General features: G+C 68.1%; 10 protein-coding genes and 1 pseudogene. 10 read left to right on the top strand and 1 reads right to left on the bottom strand.

Annotated elements, in window-relative coordinates; all coding sequences use genetic code 11:
* The 9 genes and pseudogenes from J7E68_RS02830 to J7E68_RS02790 form a co-directional block, all read left to right on the top strand.
* A partial coding sequence (locus J7E68_RS02830; protein WP_215169675.1) for an aldo/keto reductase occupies positions 1-821 on the top strand: 821 nt, incomplete at its 5' end.
* Positions 822-826: 5 nt separating this feature from the next.
* A complete protein-coding gene (locus J7E68_RS02825; protein WP_215169673.1) occupies positions 827-1,543 on the top strand; it encodes a GntR family transcriptional regulator in 717 nt (238 codons plus the stop codon).
* A gap of 177 nt (positions 1,544-1,720) precedes the next feature.
* Positions 1,721-4,663: a Na+/H+ antiporter subunit A gene (locus J7E68_RS02820; protein ID WP_215169671.1), complete on the top strand. Its 2,943-nt coding sequence runs from the start codon at positions 1,721-1,723 to the stop codon at positions 4,661-4,663.
* Positions 4,663-5,172 (top strand): annotated as a pseudogene (locus J7E68_RS02815) (Na(+)/H(+) antiporter subunit C); the annotation flags it as partial. The gene J7E68_RS02820 and the pseudogene J7E68_RS02815, both read left to right, overlap by 1 nt.
* Before the next feature lie 287 nt (positions 5,173-5,459).
* A complete protein-coding gene (locus J7E68_RS02810) occupies positions 5,460-7,013 on the top strand; it encodes a Na+/H+ antiporter subunit D (RefSeq protein ID WP_215169669.1) in 1,554 nt (517 codons plus the stop codon).
* Complete coding sequence (locus J7E68_RS02805; protein ID WP_215169667.1) at positions 7,010-7,618, top strand: Na+/H+ antiporter subunit E; 609 nt, start codon at positions 7,010-7,012, stop codon at positions 7,616-7,618. The genes J7E68_RS02810 and J7E68_RS02805 overlap by 4 nt, the downstream gene beginning before the upstream one ends.
* Positions 7,615-7,884 (top strand): monovalent cation/H+ antiporter complex subunit F, encoded by a 270-nt coding sequence (locus J7E68_RS02800; protein ID WP_215169666.1) that lies wholly within the window; start codon positions 7,615-7,617, stop codon positions 7,882-7,884. The genes J7E68_RS02805 and J7E68_RS02800 overlap by 4 nt, the downstream gene beginning before the upstream one ends.
* Positions 7,881-8,270: a monovalent cation/H(+) antiporter subunit G gene (gene mnhG, locus J7E68_RS02795; RefSeq protein WP_215169664.1), complete on the top strand. Its 390-nt coding sequence runs from the start codon at positions 7,881-7,883 to the stop codon at positions 8,268-8,270. Before J7E68_RS02800 ends, mnhG begins: the two co-directional genes overlap by 4 nt.
* Before the next feature lie 224 nt (positions 8,271-8,494).
* Complete coding sequence (locus J7E68_RS02790; protein ID WP_215169662.1) at positions 8,495-9,397, top strand: hypothetical protein; 903 nt, start codon at positions 8,495-8,497, stop codon at positions 9,395-9,397.
* 88 nt (positions 9,398-9,485) lie between these two features.
* On the opposite strand, the gene J7E68_RS02785 is transcribed toward J7E68_RS02790, so the two are convergent.
* Positions 9,486-10,247 (bottom strand): alpha/beta fold hydrolase, encoded by a 762-nt coding sequence (locus tag J7E68_RS02785; RefSeq protein WP_215169660.1) that lies wholly within the window; start codon positions 10,245-10,247, stop codon positions 9,486-9,488.
* 104 nt (positions 10,248-10,351) lie between these two features.
* On the opposite strand from J7E68_RS02785, the gene J7E68_RS02780 reads away from it, so the two are divergent.
* The coding region (locus J7E68_RS02780) for an MFS transporter (RefSeq protein WP_215169658.1) at positions 10,352-11,286 on the top strand (935 nt) is incomplete at its 3' end.

The following is an 11,286-nucleotide window of genomic DNA, read 5'->3' as shown; positions in this document are numbered from 1 at the left end:
CCGCTCCGCCCGCCGCGTACGGAGCGGCGGCACTCGGCAATCTCTACCAGTCGCTGGATGAGAGAGAGTGGCCCGAGATCGTGCCTGCCGCATGGGCGGGCGGCGTGCGGTACTTCGATGTCGCTCCGCACTACGGTCTCGGCCTCGCCGAACGACGTCTCGGCGAGAGTCTGCGCGAACTCCCGCGCGACGAGTACATCGTCTCGACCAAGGTCGGTCGCCTGCTGGTGCCGCAGGATGCCGCGGGTCGCACCGACATCGACAACCTGTTCGACGTGCCTGCGGATCATCGACGCGTGCGCGACTACTCGCGCGACGGCGTGCTGCGGGCGGTCGAGCAGTCGCTCGACCGCCTCGGCCTCGACCGCATCGACATCGCTCTCGTGCACGACCCCGACGACCACGAGCGCGAGGCTCTGGAGGGCGCATTCCCCGCTCTCAGCGAGCTGCGCGACCAGGGGGTCATCCGCTCGTTCGGCGCCGGCATGAACCAGAGCGCGATGCTCGCGCGGTTCGTGCGCGAGACGGACGCCGACGTGATGATGGTCGCCGGACGCTGGACACTGCTCGACCGATCGGCGGCAGACGACCTGTTGCCGCTCGCCCACGAACACGGGGTGACGGTGCTCGCCGCCGCGGTGTTCAACTCGGGGATCCTCGCGACGGATGCCCCGNNGGTGGCGGCCGTCGTCATGGGAGGTGCGAGTGCCGAGCAGGTCGCGCGCAACAGCGGCCTCATCGCGCGACCCGTCGCCGAGGAGGCGTGGGACGAGCTCCGCGATCGCGGACTGATCGGCCGAGAAGGGCACCCCTTACGATGAGACTCATGTTCGGCGACGACGAGGCACGCGGACCGAGGCCGCTTCCGGCGCGGCGCGCGCTCGTCGACGACGTGTACGACGCCGTGCTCGGGCTGCTCATGGATCAGGTCATCGAGCCGGGCGCGCGAGTGAACATCGACGCGGTCGCCCGCGACCTCGACGTCTCTCCGACACCCGTGCGCGAGGCGCTGACCCGCCTCGAGTCCGAGGGACTCGTCGCCAAGCGCGCGCTCAAGGGCTACGTGGCCGCCCCCCTGCTGGACGCCGCGGGGCTCCGCGACCTCTACGACATGCGCGAGCTGCTCGAACCGGAGGCCGCGCGCCGCGCCTCGACCCATCTCGACGACGACATCGAGAGCGAGCTCGCGGACTCGGTCGTGCAGATGCGCACGGCATCCGCTCCCGACGAGGAGGAGAGCTTCCGCAATTACCGTCGGTTCATCGACGAGGACCTGCACTTCCACCACCTGATCGCCGAACAGGCGCAGAGCCCGTTGCTCTCGGAGGCCATCGTCCGCCTGCGCTCGCACATGCACCTGTACCGCCTGAACTTCCGCCACGACTTCGAAGACGACACCGTGAGCGAGCACGAGAGCATCCTCGAGGCGCTCCGCCGCCGCGACCCCGATGCGGCCGCCGAGGCGATGCGCACTCACATCGAGAATTCGTACGACCGGCTCGGTCCGGCGCTCGCCCGGCGGGCCGAGAACGCATCCGAATGATCTGATTTCGCGATCCGAATCGCGCAAAGTGCCCGAAAAACCGGGGGAAACCGACCATTTGCGCGATCCGACGCCGACATGATCGGCCCGAAAGCGCGAAATATCAAGGTAAACTCGATTCCGACACCCGCCCGCCTGTGCCCATCCCCGGCCGACGAGCTTTGAGGAGCCGCGTATATGCTGACGCTCCTCGCCGTGTTCCTTCTCGGGTCGATCGTGATGCCCGCGCTGGTGCGATGGTTGGGATCTCAGGCATTCGCCATCGCGGCTCTCATTCCCGCAGCGGCATTCGTCCACGCGCTGGTGCTCACGCCCCAGGTGCTCGACGGACCCGCTCCGTTCGTGTCGGTGGAGTGGATCCCGCAGCTCGGTCTCAATCTGTCGATGCACATGGACGTGCTCGGCTGGGTGCTGACGCTGATCGTGACCGGCGTCGGCGCACTCGTGCTGCTGTACTGCCGCTGGTACTTCCACGACGACTCCGCGGGCATCGGGCAGTTCGCCGCCGTGCTGCTCGGCTTCGCCGGTGCGATGTACGGCCTCGTCCTGACCGACGACCTCGTCATGCTCGTCATGTTCTGGGAGGTGACGAGCATCCTCTCGTACCTCCTCATCGGCCACTATCGGCGTCGTGCGGCCATCCGACGAGCCGCCCTGCAGGCGCTGCTGGTCACGACCCTCGGCGGGCTCGTGATGTTCGTCGGCGTGGTGCTGCTCGTGGTCGACGCCGGCACCTCGAGCATCCGCGAGATCCTCGAACTCGCGCCGACGGGCCCCATCGTCGATGCGGCCGTGGTGCTGCTGCTCGTGGGCGCCATCAGCAAGTCCGCGATCTTCCCGTTCCACTTCTGGCTGCCGGGCGCGATGGCTGCGCCCACCCCGGTGAGTGCGTACCTGCACGCCGCGGCCATGGTGAAGGCCGGCATCTACCTGATCGCGCGATTCGCGCCGATCTTCGCCTTCACCGGTCCCTGGCGGCCGATCATCATCTCGCTGGGCATCGTCACGATGCTGATCGGCGGCTTCCAGGCCCTGCGCGAGACCGACCTCAAGCGCATCCTCGCCTTCGGCACGGTGAGCCAGCTCGGCTTCTTCTCGATCGTGATCGGCTACGGCACCCAGGCATCCGCTCTCGCGGGCCTGGCACTCGTGATCGGGCACGCGCTGTTCAAGTCGGCGCTCTTCCTCATCGTGGGCGTGATCGACCGGCAGCTGTCGACCCGTGACATCACCGAGCTGAGCGGTGTGGGCCGCCAGGCCCCCGTCATGGCGACCGCGGCATTCATCTCGATCGCCTCGATGGCGGGGATCGCCCCGACCATCGGATTCGTGGCGAAGGAGTCGACCCTGACGGCGCTCCTCGACGACGCCCTGCACGGATCGCCCTGGGGTCTCGTCGCCATCATCGGCGTCAGCCTCGGATCCATTCTCACCGCGGCATATGGCATCCGCTTCCTATGGGGAGCGTTCTGGACCAAGCGCGACGCGGCCGGCGATCGCCTGCCCGACACCGCGTGGCCCGACCCTCCCGTCGGGTTCCTCTCGGCGCCGATCATCCTCGCCGGCGTCACGCTCGCCGCGGGCATCGGCGCCCCCGCGCTCGACGTCGCCCTGCAGGGATACGCGCTGACCGCCACTCCGGGGCTCGATGCAGAAGGCATCGCCGCAGAGGGGCCGGGGCATCTCGCGCTCTGGCACGGGCTCGAGCCCGCCCTGGGCATCTCGATCCTGACGATCCTGCTCGGCGCCGGCGTGATCCTGCTGACGCTGCGCACCGGATGGGACCGCAAGGCGAGGCTCATCCCCTTCACCGCCGCCGACGTGTACTCCCTGGTGGTGCGCGGCGTCGACCGTCTCTCGGTGCTCAGCACGACGCTCACCCAGCGCGGATCGCTGCCCGTGTACGTCGGCACGATCTTCGTGGTGTTCGTGGCCGCCGAGGTGACCGCGCTGGTCGCCAGCGACATCGACCGCTTCCAGCTCTCCGCCTGGCATACCCCGGCCCAGATCGTGGTCGCGCCCATGATGGCGGCTGCGGGAGTCATGGCCGTGCGCGCACAGAAGCGGTACACCGGTGTCGTGCTGGTCTCGATCACCGGTCTCGGCATGGTCGTGCTGTTCGCCACCAGCGGCGCTCCCGACCTCGCCCTCACCCAGATCCTCGTCGAGACGGTGACGATGGTGACCTTCGCCCTCGTGCTGCGACGCCTGCCCGCTCGAATGGGCGAGCACAACGCATCCGTCGGGCGGATCCCGCGCGCTCTGCTCGGTGTCGGTGTCGGCCTCACGATGGCTCTGGTCGCGATCGTCGCGACGCAGTCGCGCATCGCGGATCCGATCTCGGAGGCGTTCCCCCAGCTCGCCTACGACATCGGCCACGGCAAGAACGTCGTCAACGTGGCTCTGGTCGACCTGCGCGGGTGGGACACCATGGGCGAGCTGTCGGTGCTCGTGCTCGCCGCGACCGGCGTCGCCTCGCTCGTGTTCGTCACCCATCGCGCCGACATGCTCGCGGCGACGAAGACCCTGCCCAAGGCCCGTCGCCGCCGCACGCTCAGCCGCCCGCTCGTCGGGACGACCGAGGGCGTGCGCTTCCAGACCGACGAGAACGAGAGCAGCCCCCGCGCCTGGCTCGTCGGGGGCCCGAAGATGAAACCCGAGAACAGGTCGATCCTGCTCGAGGTCATCGTGCGCGTGCTCTTCCACACGATCATCGTCGTGTCGATCTTCCTGCTCTTCTCCGGGCACAACCTGCCGGGCGGCGGTTTCGCCGGCGGTCTCGTCGCGGGCATGGCGCTCGTCATGCGCTACGTCGCGGGTGGGCGCTGGGAGCTCGGGGCCGCTGCCCCGACCGATGCCGGCCGACTGCTCGGCACCGGTCTGATCCTCGCCGTCGGCACCGCCGTCGTGCCGCTGTTCTTCGGCCTCGCCCCGCTCACCAGCAACTTCTGGGAGTGGGAGATCCCCGGCATCGGCCACATGGAGTTCGTCACCTCGACGATCTTCGACGTCGGCGTGTACCTCGTCGTGATCGGGCTCGTGCTCGACGTGCTGCGCAGCCTCGGTGCCGAGGTCGATCGCCAGGCGCAGGAGTTCCGCGAGCGGGGGGTGACCATCTGATGGATGTCTCCCTCACCCTGATCGTCATCATGGCCGTGCTGTTCGGATGCGGTGTGTACGCGATGCTCGAGCGCAGCCTGACGCGCGTGCTGATCGGCTTCCTGCTGCTCGGCAACGCCACGAACCTGCTGCTGCTCATCGTCATGGGAGTGCCGGGCAATGCGCCCTTCTTCGGCACCGAGGGCGAGCTCAGCGACCCGCTGCCGCAGGCTCTCACCCTGACGGCCATCGTCATCACGTTCGCCGTCTCGGCCTTCCTGCTCGCGCTCATCTACCGCTCGTGGCAGCTGGGCCAGGCCGACACCGTCGAAGACGACGAGGCCGACATCGCGCTCCGCGAGCGCACCGACGCCGACGAAGACCTCATGGACGACGAGGCGGACGAGGCGGACGACGAGGCCACCACCGACTTCGTGGGCGTGCAGACATCGCCCATCACGGTGCTGCACATGCGCGACCACCCCGCGATCCACGACGACGCGCCGACCGATCGTCCGATGGCCTCCCGGTCGGCTTCGGGTTCAGCGGATGCGGATGCGGATGCGGATGGCGATGCGGATGCGGATGATGCCGCCGCCGTCCTCTCGGGCGAATCGGCACCTCCCGATGACGCGTCCGAGGGGGCGGATGAGCCTGACGGATCGACGCGATCCGCGGACTTCCGCACCGACGCCGACACCCACGCGGCGGCGGCCCATGAGACCGACGCGGCGGATGCCGCCCGCGACACGGCGGCCGACACGGCATCCGACGACAGCGCACCCGAGCACACCGACGACGACGAGGAGGACCGCCGATGAGCGCCCTCGTCCCCCTTCTCGTCGCACTGCCGCTGCTCGGTGCGGCCATCACGCTGATCTTCGGCCGCAACCCGAGACTGCAGGCCTTCGTCACCGTCGCGACCCTCGTGGTCGTCTCGGTCATCGCCGCCGTGCTGCTCGTGGCCGTCGACGCCGGGGCACCGCTCGCGGTCTCCGTCGGCGGATGGCCCGTGCCCTTCGGCATCGTCCTCTACGTCGACCGTCTCGCCGCGCTCCTGGTGCTCATCTCGAGCATCGTGCTGGTCGCGGTGCTCCTCTTCTCGATCGGCCAGGGCGCCGCAGACGGCACCGACGAGACCCCGATCTCGATCTTCAACCCGTCGTACCTGATCCTCGCCGCGGGCATCTTCAACGCCTTCATCGCGGGCGACCTCTTCAACCTCTACGTCGGCTTCGAGATCCTGCTCGTGGCGTCGTATGTGCTGATCACGCTCGGCAGCACCGAGTCCCGCATCCGCACCGGAGCGGTCTACATCGTCGTCTCGCTGGTCTCGTCGATCCTGTTCCTCGCCTCGATCGCCATGATCTACGGCGCCCTCGGCACCGTGAACATGGCGCAGATCGCCGAGCGCATGACCGAGCTGCCACAAGAGACCCAGCTCGTGCTGCACCTCATGCTCGTGATCGCGTTCGGCATCAAGGCGGCGATCTTCCCCGTCTCGTTCTGGCTGCCCGACTCCTACCCGACCGCACCCGCACCCGTCACCGCGGTGTTCGCCGGATTGCTGACGAAGGTCGGCGTCTACGCGCTGATCCGCACCGAGACGCAGCTGTTCGCCGACAACAGCATCGACACCGTGCTGCTGATCATCGCGCTCGCGACCATGATCGTCGGGGTGCTCGGCGCCGTCGCGCAGGCCGAGCTCAAACGAATCCTGTCGTTCACTCTGGTGAGCCACGTCGGATACATGATCTTCGGTCTCGCGATAGCGACGCCCGCCGCGATCGGTGCGACCGTCTATTACATCGTCCACCACATCATCGTGCAGACGACCCTGTTCCTCGCCGTCGGTCTCATCGAGCGCCGAGCGGGCAGCACGTCGATCCTGCGGGTGAAGGGTCTGCTCAAGGTCGCGCCCGTGATCGCGGTGCTCTACTTCATCCCCGCGATCAACCTCGGTGGCCTGCCCCCGTTCTCGGGGTTCATCGGCAAGTTCGCGCTCTTCGAGGCGGCGGCATCGGTCGGCACACCCCTGATGATCGTGCTGATCGCCGGCGGTATCGTCACCTCGCTGCTCACCCTCTATGCGCTGATGCGCGCCTGGAACCTCGCGTTCTGGCGCGAGGAAGAGGATTCGGCAGAGACCGAGGGGCGCATCTCTTACCTCGGCAACGCGCCCGCGGCCGACGAGCAGCAGGAGCGTCGCCGCATCCCGAGGATCATGACCGTCGCGACCGCCGGCATGGTCGGCGTCACCGTGGCGCTGACCGTCTTCGCCGGCCCCCTCTACGCGCTGTGCGACCGCATCGGCGAGGCCCTGCTCGACCCGGTGAGCCTCATCCAGCTGGAAGACGAGGTCGACGGATGAGCCCCACCGAGACCGGCCGTCACTTCTGGCGGGACATCCGCGTGCAGCTGCCTTTCCTCGCGTGGCTCGTCGTGCTGTGGATGCTGCTGTGGAGCCAGTTCACCGTGCTGGCCTTCATCTCGGGTCTCGTCGTCGCCGTGTTCGTCACCCGGGTGTTCCGGCTGCCGACGGTCGAGCTATCGGGCCGCATCAACATCTGGTACGCCGCCCTGCTCGTCGTGCAGTTCCTGTTCGCGGTGCTGCGCGGCGCGGTCGCCGTGACCGTGCAGGTGTTCGACTTCCGTCATCAGCCCGGTGCCGCGATCATCGCGGTGCCCCTGCGCTATGCCGACGACCTGATGATGACCCACGTGTCGGTGGTGTCATCGCTGGTTCCCGGATCGCTCGTCGTCGAGGCGGACCGCGATCGCCAGGTCCTGTACCTGCATGTGATCGGGGTGCGCAGCATGGCCGACGTCGAGGCGCAGCGTGAGGGCGTGCTGCGGTGGGAGCGCAGGGTCGTGCGTGCGCTGGGCGCCCCCGACCAGTACCGTGCCCTCAAGGCCGATGAGCGCGCGGCCACTGCCGACACTGCCGACAGGCCGACCAGGGGAGGTGCCCGATGAACGTGCTGATGCTGGCGATCATGGTCGTCTTCGGGGCGGCTGCGATCCTGACGATCATCCGCATCGTGCGGGGTCCCTCGATCCTCGACCGCGCGGTCGCATCCGATGTGCTGCTCACCGAGGTCATGTGCGTGCTCGGGGCCGAGATGGCCATCAACGGTCACACCCGCAACATCCCGGTGCTGCTGATCATCGCCGCGGTCGGCGTCTTCGGCTCGATCTCGGTCGCCCGGTTCGTGGCCAGAAGGGACAACACGACCCCATGAACGTGTTCGGTCTCGCCGTTCCCGACGCCGTCATCGACGTCGGCATCCTCGTGCTGATCCTGCTCGGAGCGGTGCTCTGCCTCTCGGCAGCAGTCGGTCTGCTGCGGTTCCGCGACGTGCCGTCGAGGCTGCACGCCGCGACCAAGCCGCAGGTGCTCGGGCTCATCCTCATCTGCCTCGCGATCGCGCTGTCGCAGCGCACCGTCGGCGGCATTCTCGTCGGGGTGCTGCTGGTCGCCCCGATCGTGCTCATGCAGTTCGCCACCGCGCCGCTGTCTGCGCACATCGTGGGCCGACAGGCCTACCGCAACGGCACCACCGATGAGCGCAGCCTGGTCGTCGACGAGCTCGCCGACTCGAAGCAGACCCCTCCCGGCGCGGGCTGACCCTGGCGGTCTCCTGCTCGGCTGACCCGGTTCACAATTCAGCATGAGACTGCGCCGACAAGGCTGACGGAGCAGGGGAATCGCTGGTGCTCCGGATCCATGCTGAGTAGCGGAACGACGACGATAGTGCGACACCTCCTGCACTGAACTCTGACGGGCGCGGTTCATCCCGCGTTGCAGGATCCATGCACAGCCGGGCCCCTCGGTATCCGCACACTTCTGCGATGGAGAAGAAAGAGAAGACCGTCGCCCAGCGCGTGGACGAAGCCTACGCGCGCACCGTTCTCACCCGATCCGATCTGGCGAGCCGGCGATTCACTGGTCGAATGATCGCCGAGGCGGTGGCCCGAGGGGAACTCGTGCATGTGCGGCGCGACCGATACGCGCTGCCCTCGACGCACCCCGACATCGTCACGGCAGTCCGGGTAGGCGGGCGGGTGTCCTGCCTATCTCTTCTCGCGCTGTTGGGGATCTTCGTGTTCCGCTGCCGAGAGCTCCATGTGCTCGTGACTCCGGGGTCGTCTCGTCTACGGGTTCCGAAGGAGAAAAAGGTCGTGCTCCATTGGAAGGTGCTGACGAGCGTGCGCGAGAGCCTTCATGCGGCTCCGTTGATCGACGCCGTCGCGCACTCTGTGCTCTGCCAGGCACCGCGAGAGGCGCTCGCCACGTTGGACAGCGTCCTTCACCATGGCATCCTGACGCGCGATGAGTTGGCCACGATGTTCATGTCGCTTCCTTCGCGATTCCACCCGTTGCTTGCGCTCGTCGATCCGTCGGCGGGCTCGGGGCCGGAGACGTTCATGCGATTGCTGTTGCGGACGATGGGCGTGGCGTACGAGACGCAGGTGTACCTCGACGGCGTCGGGTATGTCGACTTCGTCGTCGACGGCTGGCTGATCATCGAGTGCGACAGCAAGGAGTTCCACGAGGGGTGGGAGAAGCAGGTGCAGGATCGCGAGCGCGATATCGCGGCCGCCCGTCTCGGGTTTGTGACCGTTAGGCCCCTCGCGAAGGACATCCTCGGTGACCAGGCATCGGTGCGACAGTCCCTGGAGCAGATCATCTCTGTTCTCGGACCGAGGTTCGTCAATGGTCCCCGTTCACGATTCAGCATGAGCCGGCGCTGAGAGGCAATCTCGTACGGATATCGCCAACATCGGCGAACTCATGCTGAGTTGTGAACCGGACTGCGGCGGCAGCCCGAAGAGAACCGGATCAGAGGCCGTCGGCGAAGCCCTGGATCAGGCGCGCAGCGGGTGCGGAATCCGTGATCAGGGTGCCGTGCCCGTGATCGGGGATGACCTGCAGGTCGGCGCCGGGAATCTCGTCGATGATCTCCTGGCACCAGCTCATCGGCGCCAGCGGGTCGTCTTCTCCCCGCAGCACGAGCACGGGGCAGTCGATGCGCCGGAAGGCCTTCTCGGGCTCGTGCACGATGGTGGCCCTGATCTTGCGGATCAGGTGCGGGCCGCCGCGGAGATACTCCCGGGCCCCGCGCCAGATCACGAGCGGCCGCTCACCCACGAGGTCGGTCAGCAGATAGCTCGCTTGCGCGGCGAGGTTGCGGGCCGCCTTGTTCACAGTGGGCCCGGCGAGCACGACGCCCTCGACGAGCGAGGGATGCCTGGCCGCGAGCTCCGCCGCGATCTGGCTGCCCATCGAATGCCCGATCACGACGACCGGCCCCTCGTCGGCATGGCGCAGGTATGCGGCCACGAGGTCTGCGTGGCGTTCCATGGTGAGGGTGCGAGTGGGCTCGGGCGCCTCGCCGAATCCGGGCAGATCGAGGGCGATCACGCGTCCCCGCAGGCGCTGCACCACGTCGAGGTAGACGCTGCGACCCATGCCGATGCCATGCAGCAGCAGGAAGGTGCGCGGTCCCTCGCCGAAGGTCTCCGCGATCAGCGTCGACCCTGCGTGCTCGAACTCGAGCAGGGTGACGGGGGTGCCCTTCGGGGCGAGATAGCTGGAGACCACCTGCCCACGCTAACCGAGGCGACCGATGGCGGCCAATCGGAGTCCGTCCCGAACGCATACCGGTGTGCGACAGGTGCGTCAGTGCTGCCGTGAAAGGATGAAGGGTGTCTTCGCCCAGCCCCGATCCCGACCAGGTCGGAAAGGCACGAGACGAGTCTGAGACCGGGGCCTCAAGCGCGGCCGCCGAGAAGACGTCACGGCCACGATTCATCGCCCGCCTGCGCGCCTGGCTGAGCGACCCTGTGCTGCGAGCCCTCGTCACCGCCACCGTCGTGTCTCGCGTCGGCCGTGGCGTCTTCCTCGCCGTGACGGTGCTCTTCTTCACCCAGGTCATCGGTCTCTCCCCCGCCCAGGCCGCCGTGGTGCTCGCGGTGTCGAGCGGATGCGGGGTCGTGGCGTCGTTCCTCGGCGGGTGGCTCGCCGACCGCTGGAGCGCCAGACGCCTCGCGTTCGCGTTCGAGATGACCGGCGGTGTGCTGCTCGCGGCATACGCGTTCGTCGGCGACTTCGTGTCGGCCCTGCTGCTCGCGAGTCTCTCCGGCTTCTTCGACACACTCGGGCATTCGGCACGGTCGGCGATCATCGCCCGCGGCTTCGCGCCCGACAAGCGGGTGCACGCGCGAGCCGTGCTGCGCACCGTCACGAATCTCGCCATCGCCGCGGGGTCGGGCATCGCGGCGATCGCGCTCGTGCTGGGCACACCCGAGGCGTATCGCGTCGTCATCGCCTGCGCGGGGCTGCTCTGCGCCCTGGGCTCGCTGCCGCTGCTGCGCCTCACCTCGGCGGTCGACGCACCGGCTCGTGCCCGCATCAAGAACCTCCGTACCGAGACCGGATCGATCGACGTCCGCGCCGCAGCCGCGGCATCCGCCGAGCGCAAGGATTGGAACCGTCGTTCACCCTGGCGCGACCCCCGATACCTGCTGTTGAGCGGTCTGTCGGCGGTCTTCGGAATGCAGTTCGGCGTCGCCGAGCTCGGGGTGCCGCTGTGGATCACCGAGTACACCGACGCCCCGGATGCCACCTTCGCGGTGCTGCT

This window comes from Microbacterium sp. ISL-103 (assembly GCF_018613995.1).
Classification (GTDB): Bacteria; Actinomycetota; Actinomycetes; order Actinomycetales; family Microbacteriaceae; genus Microbacterium.
The sequence above is the reverse complement of the archived record's forward strand: the minus strand, read 5'-3'. Positions and strand labels throughout refer to the sequence as shown.